At 67.9% G+C, this 16,993-nt stretch carries 12 protein-coding genes and 1 pseudogene; 4 read left to right on the top strand and 9 right to left on the bottom strand.

The genetic code is table 11. The features are described from left to right. Window positions 1–402 precede the first annotated feature (402 nt). Both ABD466_RS00360 and ABD466_RS00355 read right to left on the bottom strand, forming a co-directional pair. Entirely contained in the window at window positions 403–1,587 is a 1,185-nt protein-coding gene (locus ABD466_RS00360; RefSeq protein ID WP_344654831.1) for a TolB-like translocation protein, read from the bottom strand. Between the two features lie 65 nt (window positions 1,588–1,652). After that, a complete protein-coding gene (locus tag ABD466_RS00355) occupies window positions 1,653–2,339 on the bottom strand; it encodes a C39 family peptidase (protein ID WP_344654830.1) in 687 nt (228 codons plus the stop codon). A 287-nt stretch (window positions 2,340–2,626) separates the two neighbouring features. Here ABD466_RS00355 and ABD466_RS00350 point away from each other — a divergent pair, with 287 nt between their 5' ends. After that, on the top strand, window positions 2,627–3,727 hold the full coding sequence (locus ABD466_RS00350) for a LuxR C-terminal-related transcriptional regulator (RefSeq protein ID WP_344654829.1): 1,101 nt from the start codon (window positions 2,627–2,629) through the stop codon (window positions 3,725–3,727). A 300-nt stretch (window positions 3,728–4,027) separates the two neighbouring features. Then, window positions 4,028–6,640, top strand: a complete 2,613-nt coding sequence (locus ABD466_RS00345) for an ATP-binding protein (protein ID WP_344654828.1) — start codon at window positions 4,028–4,030, stop codon at window positions 6,638–6,640. 322 nt (window positions 6,641–6,962) lie between these two features. On the opposite strand, the gene ABD466_RS00340 is transcribed toward ABD466_RS00345, so the two are convergent. Continuing rightward, the gene (locus ABD466_RS00340; RefSeq protein WP_344654827.1) at window positions 6,963–7,433 is read right to left on the bottom strand and encodes a hypothetical protein; all 471 of its coding nucleotides are present in this window, start codon (window positions 7,431–7,433) and stop codon (window positions 6,963–6,965) included. A 284-nt stretch (window positions 7,434–7,717) separates the two neighbouring features. Next, window positions 7,718–7,966 carry a hypothetical protein gene (locus ABD466_RS00335; protein ID WP_425558498.1) on the bottom strand — a complete coding sequence of 83 codons (249 nt, stop codon included), beginning with the start codon at window positions 7,964–7,966 and terminating at the stop codon, window positions 7,718–7,720. Between ABD466_RS00335 and ABD466_RS00330 the strand changes: the two genes are divergently transcribed. Next, window positions 7,902–8,264, top strand: coding sequence for a hypothetical protein (locus ABD466_RS00330; protein ID WP_344654825.1), 363 nt, complete (start codon window positions 7,902–7,904; stop codon window positions 8,262–8,264). The genes ABD466_RS00335 and ABD466_RS00330 overlap by 65 nt on opposite strands. 10 nt (window positions 8,265–8,274) lie before the next feature. Here ABD466_RS00330 and ABD466_RS44355 read toward each other — a convergent pair. The 3 genes and pseudogenes from ABD466_RS44355 to ABD466_RS00320 all read right to left on the bottom strand — a co-directional run. Further along, window positions 8,275–8,610, bottom strand: a pseudogene (locus ABD466_RS44355) (pentapeptide repeat-containing protein); the annotation flags it as partial. A gap of 82 nt (window positions 8,611–8,692) precedes the next feature. Further along, complete coding sequence (locus ABD466_RS00325) at window positions 8,693–10,129, bottom strand: DUF1254 domain-containing protein (protein ID WP_344654824.1); 1,437 nt, start codon at window positions 10,127–10,129, stop codon at window positions 8,693–8,695. A 77-nt stretch (window positions 10,130–10,206) separates the two neighbouring features. After that, window positions 10,207–11,742, bottom strand: a complete 1,536-nt coding sequence (locus ABD466_RS00320; RefSeq protein WP_344654823.1) for an MFS transporter — start codon at window positions 11,740–11,742, stop codon at window positions 10,207–10,209. Between the two features lie 530 nt (window positions 11,743–12,272). Here ABD466_RS00320 and ABD466_RS00315 point away from each other — a divergent pair. Continuing rightward, the gene (locus ABD466_RS00315; protein WP_344654822.1) at window positions 12,273–14,036 is read left to right on the top strand and encodes a right-handed parallel beta-helix repeat-containing protein; all 1,764 of its coding nucleotides are present in this window, start codon (window positions 12,273–12,275) and stop codon (window positions 14,034–14,036) included. An 84-nt stretch (window positions 14,037–14,120) separates the two neighbouring features. On the opposite strand, the gene galE is transcribed toward ABD466_RS00315, so the two are convergent. Both galE and ABD466_RS00305 read right to left on the bottom strand, forming a co-directional pair. Then, window positions 14,121–15,164 (bottom strand): UDP-glucose 4-epimerase GalE, encoded by a 1,044-nt coding sequence (galE, locus tag ABD466_RS00310; protein WP_344654821.1) that lies wholly within the window; start codon window positions 15,162–15,164, stop codon window positions 14,121–14,123. A gap of 3 nt (window positions 15,165–15,167) precedes the next feature. After that, window positions 15,168–16,991: a glycosyltransferase family 2 protein gene (locus ABD466_RS00305; protein WP_344654820.1), complete on the bottom strand. Its 1,824-nt coding sequence runs from the start codon at window positions 16,989–16,991 to the stop codon at window positions 15,168–15,170. Window positions 16,992–16,993: the final 2 nt, after the last annotated feature.

Raw genomic sequence — 16,993 nt, 5'->3', positions numbered from 1 at the left:
ACCTCCCCTTCGATCCCGAATCATAGGGCCGCCGACAGCTGAGAGCGTCAGAACAAGAAGGTCAGAACGAGGGTCGGCAGCGTGATGCGTAGCAGGCACAGCTCTGGCGGGAACTGGAATTCGTGCCCTGAGGTCCGTCGAGAACGGCCTCCTGAGGGACCTCCGCAGGCTGAGGCCCTCATCAGCAGGATGGTCGCCCGCGCTCGACCGTAACCGAACGCGGGGTCACACATCCCGAACCCAAGACCGGGCCCGCAGCCGCTGAACTTGGCGTCGCGGTCCCGGACGGGATGCGTTGAGCGGCCTCCTGCGGCTTCGAGGTCGGCGGTGAAGTCCCGGGGCGGCAGAGTCAAGCATGACAGCACGCTCATTAAGCTCAGCCTGGGAGATGCGGAGCTCACATCAGCATCTGGGCAGCTCGGAGATATCCGAGGTCTTGACCACGTACCCGTCGTAGGTCAGGTCCGGAGACTTCAGATCCCCGAGCGGATAGTAGACCGCGACGGCGTTCCCGTTCGTCAGGGCGCTGCCGAACTCCTTGGTGACCTGGGTGAAGGAGCCGGTCTTCAGGTTCGCCGCGAAGGTGGCCTTCGAGCTCGTCCATGTGAGGAGGTCGCCGGACACGCCGAGTGAGTCCATCGCGTCGCCGTCGTCCGCGGTGCGGACCGTGACGGCGGCCGGTGAGCCCGCGCGCCATGCGTACAGAGTCCGGTAGTCGGCGCTGGTCCAGGCCCAGGTGGTGCCATCGCTGGCGACTGTCGCCGGGGTGGTCTGCGCCTGAGCCAGCGGGGCGGGCAGGGGAGCCGGGGCGCCGGTCGCGACCGAGACGGCGGCCAGGGTGACCGGGCCGTCAGGCTTGACCGCCTCGGTCCACACCAGGAGGTCGCCGGCGAACAGCGAGGCGCCGAGGTGGCCGGTGTGGACGACGTGGTCGTGGCCGGTCGCGAGGTCGTACAGGTGGACCTGCTGCGTGCCGTCGGCGGTTCCCTGGATCCAGGTCGCTTCGCCGCCGTGGACGCGGGGCCACTCGACCGGGCTGTCCGCCTCGGTGCCGGGATCGCTCGCGATCACGCGCGGCTTGGCGGTTCCCCGGGAATCCCAGGCGTAGAGGTCCCAGGCCCCTGTGATCTCCTGCGAGCGGTCGGCCATGAAGACGAGCCAGCGGCCGTCGAAGCCCACCACGCCGTAGCCCGCGTACGGGGCGGCCAGGGTGAAGACCGTTTGCTGCTTCCCGCCGCGGACCCAGACGAGGTTCTTCAAGTTGCGGACACCGGCACCGTCCAGGGCGAAGAACGAGGACGCGTCCGGGGCGACCGCCGCCGGGACCAAGGTCTCGCCCGCGGCGTGGGAGATGGCGCCGGCGGTCTCGGCCCGGGTCAGGGCCGCCGGGTTGGCGACCGGGCAGAACGACCGCGCCGCAGCGCCGGACGGGACGGTCGGGGGAGCGGCTGTCGAACCGCTGAATGAGGAGGGCCTGTCGGCCTCGGCATGGGGCGTGCTGTGCGTCGCGCCGCATGCCATGGTGCCGGCCATCAGCACCCCCACCGCCGCGGCAAGCGGGCGGCGGCCGATCTTGAGGACTGCCACTGTCGACCTCCGTGTCGCTGTCCGCGGTGGCGGCTGATCCCAGCCGCCACCGCGGGCTCGTTCGTCTACCAGTAGTAGCCGCGGCCGCCCATGATCCGTACCAGCAGTGAGGAGCTGATGTTGGAGTAGGCCGGGACGGTGCTCCAGACGGTGGTGGCGGGATCGGCGTAGTGCGTGGTCGCCCCGTTGTTGGAGTACCCGTCGATGGCGATGTAGTGGTAGATCAGGTGGTCGGGGTGGCCGGGCAGGTGCGGGCCGCCCGGGACCTCGTAGGCGTTGCCCACCAGGCCTTCGCCGGCGTTGATGTCGGACTTCAGGTGGCTCTCGTAGGCGCTGACGTAGCTGGACCAGGAACCCGATTCGAAGACCTCGTCGTACTTGAAGCCCCCGGAGTAGGCGTTCAGGCCGTTGAGCATGCTGTCCATGTCGGTGCCGTTCGTGGTGGTGTGCAGCACGCCGGCCGCCCAGGACTGGGTCCGGGACCCGTGGCCGCCCTCCTTGAGCGTCGAGACCAATGCCGCCGGGCCGCACCAGTAGTTGCGCGCTTCGCCTTGCTGCGACGGCGTGAGGTGGGCCGAGCCGGATCCGTGCGTCACGGGCCCTCCGGCGGGGGAGGCTGCGGTGGTGCTCGTGTCCGTGTTCGTCGGCGTAGCCGCGGCGGCTGTGCCGATTCCGGCTGCCATGCTGATCAGGACGGCCGCTCCGCCGATGAGCGGGCGGCGCAGGGCCGGAGTGGTCGCTGTGGTTCGCACTGGAGTTCCTCCTCATGACGAGATGTGCTCTGGTGGCGATCTGAGAACGACCTTGGGCCACAGGGGGCGCTCACCGGAAGGCCCGAGCGCTGTCCGGAAGCGGGCACTGTCAGACTTCGGACAGTGGTCACGGAATGTCAGCTCACTTATGCGCCTGGTGCCGGAAGACGGGCCGTCGCGGGCGGCCTCGGCGTTGTCGCATATCACAGGCTTCTGATATTTCCGTGACCGGACTCCTTGCCTGCCCCGGGCCGGTCATCCCATACTGGCGTTCGCAGAGTTCACCCATGCCACCTGGGGACCGGATGCTGGAAGTCTTCGGAGTGTCACCGGCCGCAGAGCAGCTCTACCTGCACTTGCTGCGTGAGCCGGCCCCACGGCTCGACGCGGTCGGCGAGCAACTGGGCTGGCCCGCGCACGAGGTGCGGGCCGCCGTCGGCGAGCTGTCGCGCCTGGCTCTGCTCCGCCCTTCCCCGGCTCATCCGCGGACCCTGCTCCCGGTGGCCCCGGACGCGGGCCTGGCCACGCTCCTGGCCCGCATGCAGGCCGAACTGGTGGCCCGCCAGAACCAGCTGGAAAGCGGCCGTGCCGCGCTGGCCACGCTGATCACCGAGTACGTCGAGCTCCAAACCCGCGATGAACGCACCACGGTCGAAGAACTCGTCGGGGTGGCGCAAGTGCGTGACCGGCTGAAGACACTGGCGTCCCAGGTCCGCTCGGAGGTCCTCGAACTCGTCCCGGACCCGGCCCAACGCCCCGACACCCTGGAGGCGAGCAAGCCCCTGGACGCCGCGCTGCTGGAGCGGGGTGTCCGGATGTGCACGGTCTACCAGAACAGCATCCGCAACGACCCGGCGAGCGTCGCCTACATCGACTGGTTCTCCGGCCTCGGCGGCCGCGTCCGCACCGCCCCCACTCTCCCGCTGCGCCTGATCATCGTCGACCGGACGACCGCCCTGATCCCCATCGACCCCGAGGACAGCTCGGCCGGCGCCAGCGTCCTGACCGGGACCGGCGCCGTGTCTGCGATGTGCGCCCTCTTCGAGCAGATCTGGGTCACCGCGACGCCCCTGGGCTTCCCTCACTCCCAGGACGCTCAGGGCCTCGGCCCCGAAGAACGGGAAGTGCTGCGCATGCTCGCCAACGGCGAGACGGACGAGCAGATAGCCCGCCGCCTGGGTGTGTCCACTCGCACGGTCGGCCGCAAGGCCTCCGAACTCATGCGCCGCCTCGGCACCCGCAGCCGGTTCCAGATGGGTGTCCGCGCCAGCGAGCTCGGATGGCTCGACCCGCCGCAGGAGACACTCCGCGAGTTCGACGAGGCCGACCAGAGTCTGGGTGATCACGACCGGCCCCGGCCAGCGGCTTCCGCTTCTACGGTGTGCTGACGGCGTCGTTCGGCCCCCCGGGGGGAAACGCCCGACCAGCACCCGGGGCTGTCGCCATCCCGAGGCTGAAACCGCGGCGACTGCCACCGCTGTTCGAGACGCGGCTGTTCGAGACGGTGCTGCAACCGCATGCCCAAGCCTCGTCCCGGACGCCGTCGAAGGAATCCGTAGCCTGTCCGAATCTGTACGCTCAATCAGTACGCGGCAACGGTGTGTGAGATCGTCGGGGGGACGCGCAAGATGGCTGCGAACGGGGCACCAGATCCCTCCCAGGTCCGTGACCTGGCAGAATTCATCACGATGCTCGGAGAGCTGCGGCAGTGGGCCGGCGCTCCGTCCTATCGGGTCTTGGCCAAGCGCGTCGGCCCGCTGTCGCGCCCGCCGCAGACCGTCGCGCACACCACTGTCGCCAGCGTTTTCCAGCCGCAGCGCCGCCGGTTGGACATCGATTTCGTGACGACCATCGTCCGGGCGCTCGGTGTGGACGAGTCGCAGGTGACTCTCTGGCGGCAGGCCTGCGTCCGGGTGCATGTCGCGGCCAAGGCCGGCGCCTCGGTCGGACCACTCCGGCAGCTGCCCGCGGACCTGGCCACCCTCACCGGACGCGATGTCGAACTTCAACGAATCCTGGATATCGCGGCCGCCGTCGACAGCGAGTCGGCCACGGTGGTGGTCTCAGCGATCGACGGCATGGCGGGGATCGGCAAGACCGCCCTGGCCGTGCGTGCGGGTCACCTGTTGGCCGAGAAGTTCCCCGACGGGCAACTGTTCGTCGACCTGCACGCCCACACCGCCGGCACCGGCCCCCGCGACCCGAACGGAGCCCTGGGCCAGATGCTGCAAGCCCTCGGCCTGGACCCCCGGGCCATCCCGGCGGAGCTGGAGGAGAGAGCCAAAGCCTTTCGGAACCGCCTGGCCGGCAGCCGCACCCTGATCCTGCTGGATGACGCCGCCAGCGAACGGCAAGTCCGCCCTCTGCTTCCCGCCGCTCCCGGCTGCATGGTCCTGATCACCAGCCGCAACCGCCTCAAAGCCCTGGACCACGCCCACCCGCTACCGCTGGACGTCCTGGACCCGGCCGACGCGATCGCCCTGTTCCGCGCCTACGCCGGACCCGACCGCATCGCCGCCGACGACCCGGCGCTCGGCCGCATCGCCGCGTTGTGCGGATACCTGCCGCTGGCGCTGCGCATCGCCGCCGCCAACCTGGCCCACCGCCCCACCTGGACCACCGACCACCTGGAGGTCCGGCTGCGCGCCGGTTTGGCCGACCTGGCCGCCTTCGACGACGGCGACCGTCAAGTGCGCGCAGCTTTCGACCTGTCCTATAGCAACCTCACCCCCGACCAGCAGGCCGCCTTCCGCTACTTAGGACTGATCCCGGGTCCGGATGGTGACGTCTACGCGGCCGCCGCGCTTCTGGACTCCGGCCTGAACGAAGCCGACATGCTGCTCCAAGAGCTCACCGACCGCAGCCTGCTCACCGAGACCGCCCCCGGCCGCTACCGGCTGCACGATCTGCTGCGTAAGTACGCCCGTACCCTTGCCGCATCCCATGATTCCACCGAGCGGCGGAAGACTGCTCTGGACCGCCTCCTGCACTACTACGCCTATACAGCACAAACTGCCTCCACACCGATCGCCCGCTGGCCACGCCCCGCACCCAACGGCCCCGCCCCCGCCCACATCCCTGACGTGTCCGACCCTGAGACCGCTCGGGCCTGGCTGCGCGCCGAGCACCCCAACCTGGATGCCGCGTACAACTACGCCCGCGATCTCGATCACCACACCATCGCCTTGGCCGCCGGCATGGCCGAGATCCTGCTCTCCGACGGCGCCTGGATCCGCGCCTTGGAAGTCCACCGAAGCGCCGCCGAGGCGGCCGCCCGTCGCGACCACTCTGCCGCCCATGCCGCCGCCTTGACCGACCTAGGGCAGGTGCAGCAACTGATGGGGGACTACCCGGGTGCGACAGACGTTTTGGCACAGGCCCTGGAGATCCACCGGCAGATCGGCAACCACCTCGGCGAAGCCAACACACTGAACGGCCTGGGACAGATCCACCAACAGATCGGGAACTACCCGAGTGCCGCAGAAACCCATGCACGAGCCCTGGAGATCTACCGGCAGATCGGTAGCCTCCTCGGCGAAGCCAACGCGTTGACCGCCCTGGGACACGTGCAGTATCTGATCGGGGACTACCCGGGGGCGACAGACGTCTTGGCGCAGGCCCTGGAGATCCACCGGCGGATCGGCAACCACCTCGGCGAAGCCAACGCGCTGACCGCACTGGGGCGGGTACGGCATCAGGTCGGTGACTATCCGGGGGCGGTGCAGTTCCACACACAGGCCCTGGAGTTCTACCGGCAGATCGGCAACCGCCTCAGCGAAGCCAACGCGCTGACCAACCTGGGCCGGGTACAGCATCTGATCGGTGACTGTTCGGGGGCGGCACAGGACCACATGCGGGCCCTGGAGATCTACCGGCAGATCGGCAATCGCCCCGGCGAAGCCCACGCACTGACCAACCTGGGCCGGGTACGACATCAAAGCGGGGACTATCCCGGCGCGGCAGAGGCTCACACGCGGGCCTTGGAGATCCACCGGCAGATCGGCAACCCTAGTAACGAGGCTTGGGCGCTGAACTTCTACGCGGCCACGATTGCCGCGCTCGGCGACCGTCCTCACGCCTTCACCCTGTACCAGCAGGCGCTGGCGATGAACCGGGCGTTGCACAAACCCGACGACGAGGCGATCTCCTTGGAAGGAGTCGCCGACCATCACTTTTCCACCGGCGATCCCGCCCAGGGCATGGCATATCTGAACCAGGCGTTGGAGATCTACCGACGCCTGGGCATGGATCCAGACATCAAGCGGGTCCAGACCAGACTCGACGAGTTCGACGAGCAATGACACTGCGGTCCGCCGCCACCAGATCCTTGTGAAATGCGTGTCTTTCCTCGTTCTGCTGGGACGCCTGGTTCGCGAAACCAGCCTTGCCGGGAGCTCCGGCGATGGCCGAGGCCGCCGCCGGAGAGAGGGGGCCCCGAGACCCCGCGTCAGCCCTCGCCGCCAGCCTGGCCGAAGGCGATCTGCGTGGTCCGGCCCTGCCGGCCCCATCGATCGCGCTTCAACACTGGTGGCGGGCATGGTCGCCTGAGCCCCGTCGCCGGACCTCCAGGCCCTGATCAACGCCGTCCGCGCAGGCTAGGACTGAGCCTCTACCCTCACGTGTTCACTTTCGCGAGACCCGGCCGTGTCCCGACACGAGGTCGGTGGTGCCATCCGCGACGAACCCCGGATCGGTCTGCAGCATGGCTACCTTCTTGCCGTCGTCCGTGACCACGATGACATAGTGCGTGGTCACCCCGGTGCTTCGCACTGCGGTGAGGGTTCCGGTGCAGTCCTCGTCCAGTGTGTAGGTGAGCTCGGCCGTATACGTGCTCACCCCTGACTCGTCCACCCGGGTGACCTTGATGCCGGTGCCGGTGCCATCGCCGTTGAAGACGTTGGTGGCCTGAAAGTTGAACGGTCCGTCGCTGGAGATGCCGCTGATGTTTCCGCTATAGGCACCCTGCAGGGTACGTAGCGAGCACCCCTCGTTGTGGAGTTGCACCGCGGCGGCCCGAGCGGGGGCGGCGAGTGTGATGGCCGTGGCTGTGACTAGTGCACTCGTGGTAGCGGTGGCTACGAGCTTCTTGATCATGACATGCGGAACGAGTGGCGATCGACAAGGTCACTCGTAGTACCGCCATCCGCGTACTGCGACTCGGCGCTTGGCTGTCCCCGTTCGGAACCTTCGCTGTCGCTTGCAGGTTCGCCCACGAGTCACCGGGCTCCGACACGCATACACGAAGTCATTCTTCGGCAGGTCCCGCTGGTGGACCGCCTTGTGGTCCTCGGCCCAGGACTGGTCGCCGAGCACCGCCACCGTGCCCCGGGTGGTGTCGGTGCTGGTGAAGTCCACGCCGGAAACGAAGAACCAGCCCTTCAGCGCGGCCGGGATCGGCTGCCAGGCCGACCCGCCCGCCCGCCCGCGGTCTCGGCGGTCTGGTCGCCGGTCGCGGAGAAGGCGATCGCGGCCTGCTGCGGGGCCCGCGGTGCGGCGGTCGCGCCGGAGGCCAGGTAGAGGCTGATCGTCAGGTCGCCGGGCCCGCCGAAGGCGGAGACCGGGATGGGGTCGCTGTACCCGCAGCTGGACGACACCCAGTACGCGTACAACCCCGCCGGCCAGCTCACGGCGATCACGGACACCCAGGGGCCACAGGGCGTCTCGCCGGTGGACCTGCAGTGCTTCGGCTACGACGCGCTCGGACACCTGAGTCGGGTCTGGACGTCCGGGTCCGCGGCCGGCACGGGCGACTGCGGCAAGGACCCGGCCGTGCTCGGGAACGCGGTCGTCGGCGGTCCCAACCCCTACTGGCAGACCTGGACGTTCGACACCTCGGGCAACCGGCAGGCACAGACGGTGCTCGCGCTCGCCGGCGGTCCCGCGGACCAGACGACCAGCTACACCTACAACACCGCCTCGGACTGACGCCCGCCAGGTCGGTGTCCGTGAAGTCCGCCCCCCGGAGATCGGCGAGATCGAGCTTGGCCGCATCCAGGCGAGCGTTGGTGAAATCGGCTGCCGTAAGGTCCGTGGCCCGGAGGTCCGCTCCCTCCAGGCGCGTCTGCCAGAAGACAGCGCTCCGCAGATCGGCTTGGTACAAACGTGCGTTGATCAGTACTGCTCTCGCGAACCAGGCCCCTGTCAGATCAGCGCGCGTCAGGTCTGCTTCGCCGAGGAACGCGCCAGACAGGTCGGAACAGCGGAGGTCGGCACCTGCCAGGCCGGAGTGCTCGAGGTCGCCCCGGCCAAGGTCGACCCCCGTTGGGAACATGCTTGGCGCGCTGGGCACGGTGGTGGGGACAAAGAGCGCCAAGGTGGGGAATTAGGTGGCCGCAATACCCTGACCTGGGATGTCAGCGCCCGGCAGGCTCGATGTCCGGGAGCCTCCAGGTCTTGTCGAACCAGGCTTCGAGAGGACCGTAGAGCCGGAAGATCGTGAACCAGCTCTTTCCTGCCACAGTCTGAATCCAGTTGCCCGGCTTCGCGGGCGGCTCGGGGCCGAAGTGCACGTCGACAGAACCGTCCGTGTTCACGACCAGGCTGTCCTCCTGGCTGGTGACGGATGGCCACTCCTGATCGGTCTGCAGCATCGACCGGGTCTGGGTGTCGTAGACGAGGACCGACCAGAAGTTGTTGGCCGGTACGTTCGGCGGAACATGCAGCGAATAGCTGCGGGCGCCGTCGAACTGCGCGCCGTCGGCGTCGACGAAGGCGAGGGCGTACTTCGAGCCGCGTCCGACGAGGTTCGCCGCCATGCCCGGGTTGGTGGCGCCGCCCAGGAAATAGATCTGCGCGGCGGAGTCGAGCAGGCTGGCTCCGTCTTCCTGGAACTGGTAGCCGCCCAGGTAGCCGGTGCGCCAGGCGCTGTCCGGGTAGTAGTATGCCTCTTTCTGGCGGAAGCGGAAGGAGAGCGCACGAACGGTCGCGTCCCCGACTGTCACCGCCTCCGTCAGGATCGCCCGCATTCGGGCGTCCGGCTCGAAGGGCTTGCCGTGCTCGATACCGAGCGAGGCGAACATCCCCAGGGTGAGAGGGTCGGCTGACTCGGGCGGCTCCGACTGCACTACCTCGCTGAGCATGTTCCAGAACCGGAAGTCGGCGGGTGGGACCGCTACGGCGGGTTCGGGCGAGGCGTTGACGAATCGCATCGGCGGCGGGTCGGCGGATTGCGAGAGCAGGTATTGGCGGCTCTCTGCCTTGATTCTCTCCACCTCGGGGTGGGGATCGCCGTGCTCGTCGAGGAAACCGCGATACGCCAGCCAGTTTCCGTAGGTACGCGGACGGACGACCGTGCAGCCGTCTGGGAGGTCGCCGTCGTAGCCTGGCGGCACGAGCACGTACTTACCGCCCTCACCGCGGTCGGGCCCGGTTTGACCGACGTCGATGACCCAGCGGCACCAGTTGTCGTCGATACCGCCGTAAACCCGGGCTGGGACCTCGAGGACGACCGGCCCGTCGTGGAGGTCGATCCACGAATAGCAGTACGAGGTGCTCGTGTTGTAGATGAGGCCGATGAACCGAGGGCGGACCAGGTCCTCCCAGATCGCCATGGTGGTGTTGGGCGGGCCCCAGTGGAGCAGCGCTTTACGCATCGCGGCCATGTCGACGGGCGCGAGGCCCAGGAGGTAGGCCTGGACCGCACGCTGGAAGTCCAGGTTGTCGAACAGAGTTCGGGTGGTCGGGTCGTCGGGGAATCCGTCGAAGAACCGGAGTGGCCCCACCCTCGTCTGAACTGTGTCCGGTATCCCGATGCCATTCGTCACCGGCACGGGTGTCGCGTGCGTCGTCATCGCAATCAGCCCCTTGACGACCCTTCCCTTTCGCCCGAGTATTCCGAAATCTTCTATTAAATCATGATAAGCCACACCTATTCCTGAGGCTCCTTGTGGCGGGGCATCCGAAAATAGGCCACCAGCGCCACGCCGAGCGGCAGCATGCTGACGATCAGCATGGTGAGCCGCAGTCCATCGGTGAAGTCCAGTCCCAGGTCCAGTCCCGAAGCCTGCCGGAGCAGGTTCGGGTCGTATCCCGTGCCACCCGGGTTCTGTTCCATCCCGCTGCGCACCGCGTCCACGGTCTGCGTGGCCTCGGCTACCGACATGCCGCGTGATTTGGCGTCCGCCTGCCAGTGTCGGCGGAAGAAGGCGTTGAAGAGCAGCAAGTAGACGGTGGGCCCGAACGCGGCGCCGGTCACCGCGAACGCCATCTGGACGGAGGCCACCGTGCCGGAACGTCCGGGCGGGGCCTGGGAGAGGACCGTCTCGGAGACGGCTGTGGAAGTGACCATCGACCCGAGGTTGGACAGCCATGTGGCCATGACCAGCAGCCACACCGCCATCGCAGGACCGGCGGTGGCCGCCAGCAGCAGCCCGCCGGCCGCCAGGATCAGCAGACCGGTGATCATCACGGGGCGGGGGGTGTGCTTCTTGACCAGTCGGCCGGCCAGGGTCACGCCACCGGCGACCAGCAACGTGCCGGGAAGATACAGCAGGCCGATGGCCTCGGGGGACAGCGACAGCACCACGCCGCCGAACTGCCCCAGGACGATGCCGAGGCCTGCCATGAGGAAATTCAGGGTGAGAGTCGCCGCCAGGGCCACGCTGAACGGTCCTCTGCGCAACAGGGTCAGGTCCAGGGCGGGTTCCGCGGCGCGGTGTGAGTGACGCACGTAAACCACGGAGGCGACCGCGCTGATCAGCAGCGGTACCCAGGTCACGAAGCGGAGGACTCCGTTCTGCGCCGCGGCGAGGCCGATGACCAGGCCCAGCAGAGCCACCCCGATCAGGACGACGCCGACCACATCGACGCGACGGCCCTTTTGGAGGGGCGATTCTTCGGCATACCGGGCCGTGAGCCCGAGGGAGACCAGCGACAACAGCGGGGTGATCAGGAAAAGGTAGCGCCAGCTGCCGGCCGCGACCGCCCAGCCCGTGACGGCGGGGACGGTGCCGCTCAGGAAGACGACGAAGGCCATCAGGAGGCCGATGGCCGCCGGCCGCTTCTCCGGCGGCACCGACACATTCAGCAGAGCCAGCGGCACACCCAGCATCGGGGCCATCCCCAGCCCGTCCAGGAAGCGCATGGCCAGCAGGAAGCCGTAGCCGGGGGAAACCGCGGAGAGCAGGTCGACGACCGTGACGACTCCGAGTCCCAGCATCAGCAGCCGCTTCAGCCCCACGGTGTCCCCGAGGTTGCCCGCGGCCAGCACAGCGGAGGCCATGACCAGGGTGGCGGCGCCGCTCAGCAACCCGATGGCCTGCGGCGGCACCTGGAGGTCACGGATCACCCGTGGCATGTTCAGGTTGAAGATCAAAGGGTCGAGGACGGTGATCGTGAAAGCGATGGCGAGTCCGACGATGATCGGCAGACGTGACGCGGTGGTGGGCGTCCCCGCTGCCTGCACATCACCACCTCCCACGCTCTCACGCCGTATGCCGCTCCACGCTAACCAGGCCATCCCGCGCCGCTGGGCTTCCCCGGCGCGACGCGCGTGGAAATCCTGCGTATGGATCAGCGGATCAAGTCTGTTGTCAGTACCGCTACGGCCGAGGGCGGACGTTTGACGGCGCCGCAGACTCGGCTGGCGTTTTCGAAGAACAGGTGGCCGTCGGGTCGCAGAACGAGGATTCCCGGAGGAGCCACGGTGCGCCGGCCGCTCTTGGCCGCGCGGCATCGCCCGCTGGCAGTCCCGGGCCCATCTGGCGACCAAGCGCCTCGAAACGGGCGGTGTGATGACGGCCGAAGACGGGGTGTGCGGCAGCTTCCCTGTCACCCCGCGCGAAGACTGACAAAATAATGCCCCTTCCACCGCGTGTCTCATAACTCCTGAATGCGAACATCCTGGGAGATTAGGACTGTGAAACGGTCGGTGCCCAGGGGTGGAACTTCCTGATCCGCTGGCAGGAGCACCGCCATGGACCGCGAGGAGGCTTGGTGAGCGAGACGCTGGCCGAGCGGGATTCGGAGGCGGCTTCCCTGGGCGAGGCGGAGCAGCCACAGTCGGCGGACCCTGCGCCGAAGAATTCCGCGGGTGGCCCTCGATGGGACGCCACTCGGCGGCGCGCGCTGGCGACGGTGTTCGTCGTGGCTCTTCTGATCGCGGGTACCTTCCATGTGGCCTGGCCATATCTGAGTGGTATGAACGTCTCTGGTCCTCGAACCTTCTATGTCGCCGCCGACGGGAAGGACTCCAACGAGGGCACCTCGCCGAAGAAGGCGTGGCACTCGCTCTCGCAGGCCGACCATCATGTGTTCCAGCCGGGGGAACGGCTGCTCCTGCAGGGCGGTGCGAGCTTCAGCGGTAGTCTCACCTTCCATCGCGGTGAAGCCGGCGATCCGGCCAAACCGGTGATCGTGGGGTCCTATGGCAGCGGCCGGGCGGCCATCGTCGGTTCCGGGGATCCGGGGGTGAGCGTCTACGACACCGCCGGTATCGATATCAGAGACCTGATTGTGATCGGCGGAGGCCCGTCGAGCGGCGCCGCGAGCGGTATCGCGCTCTTCAGCGACCTGCCGAACGGCCCCAAACTCGAGCATGTGTCCGTGTCCGATGTCGACGTGTCCGGCTTCCGGGTCGGCGTCTCAGTGGGAGGCGGCGTCGTCGGTGCAGGGTTTCGAGACGTACGGGTGACCGACAGCCTGCTGCACGACAACGGCGACAGCGGGCTGAGGAGTTACGGTCCGCCGTTCGATGCGGCCGAGCCGCGCTACGCCAACGAGAACCTGTTCATCTCCAATGTCCGGGCCTTCGCCAACCTGGGCAACGCTCTCGACCACCTGCACAACACCGGGAGCGGCATCGATCTCGGCAGTGTCCGTGGTGCGGTCGTGGAACATTCGGTCGCGTACGGCAACGGTGCGAACTGCGACTCGCGCGAAGGGCCGGTCGGCATCTGGGCGTACGACTCCACCGGTGTCGTTCTCCAGCACAACGTGGCCTACGACAACCATACGGGCGGTCTCACCGACGGCGGCGGCTTCGATCTGGACCAGAACGTGTCCGACTCGGTCGTTCAGTACAACTATTCGCACGACAACGACGGCCCCGGCTACCTGCTCTACACCGGCAAGGACAATGGTGCGTTCGCGCGCAACGTGGTTCGTTTCAACATCAGCCGTAACGATGTTCGGAGGCCGCTCAACTACGCGAGCCTCGTGCTGGCGGGCCGACTCACGGACATCAGCGTCTATCACAACACCGTGGTGCTCCAAGGCGTCGGCAAGCAGGCGCCCGTGGTGCGGTTCGAGACCGGCCTGCAAGGCGTGACGCTTCGCGACAACATCTTCGAGTCCGAGGGCGGCAGGATGATCGCCTCTTCCGACACGTTCTCGGCGAAGCAGGTCACTCTCCAGGGCAACGACTACTACGTTCCGGGGCGGGCGCGGTGGGTGGTGGCCTGGGGAACCAAGTCCTTCGGGTCGCTGCAGGCCTGGAGCGCACGGACCGGACAGGAGATGGCCGGGCCCCAGCCCGTGGGTCTTGATCTCAATCCTGATCTGGTGCTGGTTCCGGCGCCGGGATGGGATCCGACCGGAACGCCGGTGCCGACTCCCCGCGCCACTTCGCCGATCGCGGGACGCAGTCCGGACTTGCGGACGCGGTTCGCGGTCGACGAAGGGCTGGTGGACTACTTCGGCACGCCACTGGGCGCTTTCACCACCGCGGGCGCTGCTCAGCCGGTTGCCGTGACCGGCTGAGCCTCGGCAGTCCGAAGAGTCAGTCCGAAGAGTCGGTTCGAAGAGTCAGTGCGACGAGTCAGTGCGACGAGCCGGCTCGACCGGTCAGGCTGAGTACCCGTCCGGGTTGAGCTGCTGGAACAGCCAGGCGTCGGCGCACATGGCGGCGAGGTCCCGGGTCGTGCGCCAACCCCATGCGCGCTGCACGGCCCCGGGATCGGCCACCAGATGAGCGACGTCTCCCTGCCTGCGGCCGACGATCTCGTAAGGGATGTCGCGCCCGCAGGCTCTGCTCATGGCGGCCACCAGCTCCAGGACGGATGTCCCGACACCCGTGCCGAGGTTCAGGATGTGCCGCCCGGGCTGTGACGAGGGTTGCTCAGAGCACAGATGTTCAATCGCCACGCGGTGGCCGTCGGCGACGTCCATGACATGGATGTAGTCGCGCACCGCCGTTCCGTCCGGCGTGTTGTAGTCGTCGCCGAAAATGTGGAGGGTGTCGCGTCGGCCGATGGCGACCTGCATCGCGTAGGGCATGACGTTGTTGGGCACCCCTGTGGGGACCTCGCCGAGCAGACCGCTGGGGTGGGCGCCGACCGGATTGAAGTAGCGCAGGGCGAACACCGTCAGATCGGGCCAGGCCCCGCAGGCGTCGGCGAGGATCTCCTCGCACATTGATTTCGAACGGGCGTAGGGATTGGTGGGGCGCGGCGGCTCGTGTTCGTCCAGCGGGACGGGGCGTGCGTCGCCGTAGATCGAGCACGAGGAGGAGAACACGAGCCGGTGCACGTCGTGCCGATGCATGGCGCGCAGCAGGGTCACCAGTCCGCCGACGTTGATGTCGTAGTAGTCGAGCGGAATCTGCACGGACTCCCCGACGGCCTTCTTCGCTGCGAAGTGCACGACGGCGTCGATGCGGTGGTCGCGGAAGAGGCGGTCCAGCGACTCCGCGTCGCGGATGTCGAGCGGGTAGGCCGCGAGCAGAGGGCGTGCGCCGATCTTCTCCACACGGCGCAGGGCCGCGGGAGAGCTGTTGGAGTGGTCGTCGACGACGATCACTTCGTAGCCGTGCTCCAGCAGTTCGACGCAGGTGTGGCTCCCGATGAAGCCGGCGCCTCCCGTCACCAGAACAGTCGCGGACGTGGTCATGAGTCACCAACCCAGAATTCTGATCGCGTAGGCGGGGTAGCCTGCGATGGCCAGCGCGAGGGGGACGATCGCGATCATCCCGATCCAGATCGAGCCCCGCGCGGTTCGCAGGGCCGCCGTGACCGGCAGTCCGAAGGCCCGTCCGGCTTCCTTGGCATGCAGCAGTGGCACGGCGAGCCCGACGATGCAGTAGCACGTCGCCCCCAGGATGCACAGCAAGACGTAGCCCACGGTAGGCGACAACCGCTCTCCCGTCAGCGCCGCCAGCGACAGCACCAAGGAGATGACCGTGTACGGCGCGGTCAGCCTGGTGGGAAGGTGCTGGACACCAGCGCCGCCTTTGGGCGTCACTCGGAACGTCAGCTGGCGGGGCCGGACCTGCTGGATCACGGCGCACACGATTCCCAGGCCGACGTACGGCCAGCGAGTGAAGGTGAACAGCCAGTTCTCCCAGCTGACCAGGGGGACGGACTGCGGACGCAGCAGTCCGCGCCGGCGGAACAGCAGCGCCAGGAGGATCAGCCAGATCGAAAGGCTGCCCATATGGGCGAGGAACGCCAGGTAGTTGACCTTGACCCAGGGGACGCCACCGACAGCGGCGATCACGGGCAAGGCGAGCCCCGCGGCCGTGGATCCCGTCAGCAACGGGTAGTAGCAAAGCGCGAAGACGAAGCGGAGCTTCAGTCCAAGGTTCAATCGTCGCAGATGCGGCGGGAAGAGGGCGAATAGAAGCGTGGTCAGGCTGCGTGACCACTGGAACTCCTGGGTGAGCATGTCGGCGAAGGTGAGCGGCCCTTCGCCGCGGGCGGGCGCGTCGATCGCGAAGCAGCCCTGCCAGCCGGCCGAGTTGAGCAGGAAGGTGGTGGAGAAGTCCTCGGCCAGTTCCGGACCGAGGCCCCCGATGTCCCTCAACGCCTCGGTGCGCACGGCGTAGTGCGATCCGATGCACATGGGCGCCAGGCCCACGTTGTGGCCCAACTGGATCGGCCCGTGCCAGGTCGCTTCGCGGTACAGGCGTCCTCGGGCCGCCCAGGAGTTCGCGGCGTTAAGGTCGCAGACGCTGGGAGCGGCGACGTAGCCGACAGCCGGATCGGTGAACGGGCGGACCATCGCGGAGAGGTAGGTCGGGGCGGGCACGTGGTCGCAGTCGAGTTGAGCGACGACGTCGTAGTCCTGGTAGCCCCAGTGGTCGTAGAAGTACGCCAGGTTCCCCTCCTTGCACTTCGTGCGCCGCGGCCAGGTGTCGCGGTGGTACTCGGCGACTCCGAAGCGGGTGGACAGCCGCACGCCGTTGGCCGCGCACCAGGTGCGCACCTCGTCGTCGGGCGCTTCGTCGCACAGCCAGACGTCGTAGGGGACGACGCAATCCTGGGTCAGCATGGCCGTGAGGGTGTTCCGGGCGGTGAACCAGGACTCTGATGGTGCCTTGGTCACGACGAAGGCGATGCGCAGCGCCGGTACCTCGATGGCCGGGTCGATCTGGCGCAGATACGTCACCGCCACGATGAAGTAGACGGGGACGCTCGTGAAATAGAGCAGGATCACGCTGTTGACGATGAATCCGAAGGTTCCGACCCGGTGACCCGGTTCCAGCCACCAGAGCCAGAACGCGATGAAGCAGATCAGCCAGCCTACGGACAGCAGCGCCACGAGCGTGCGGTCCCTGGACCCGAGCGTCGACACGAAGAGCGACTCGCGGAGGGCCCGCTCCGGCTTCGGCGGTCCGAACACCGGACCTCCGGGCCGGACCTGGACCACGTTGCCGCGTGAGACGGCCAGGATGTCCTCTTCGGGGCCGGATTCGCGGACCGGCTCCAGTAGCGTCATGA

The organism is Catenulispora subtropica (assembly GCF_039531675.1).
GTDB lineage: Bacteria > Actinomycetota > Actinomycetes > Streptomycetales > Catenulisporaceae > Catenulispora > Catenulispora subtropica.
Note: the sequence above shows the minus strand (reverse complement) of the source record. Positions and strands in the feature narration are given on the sequence as shown.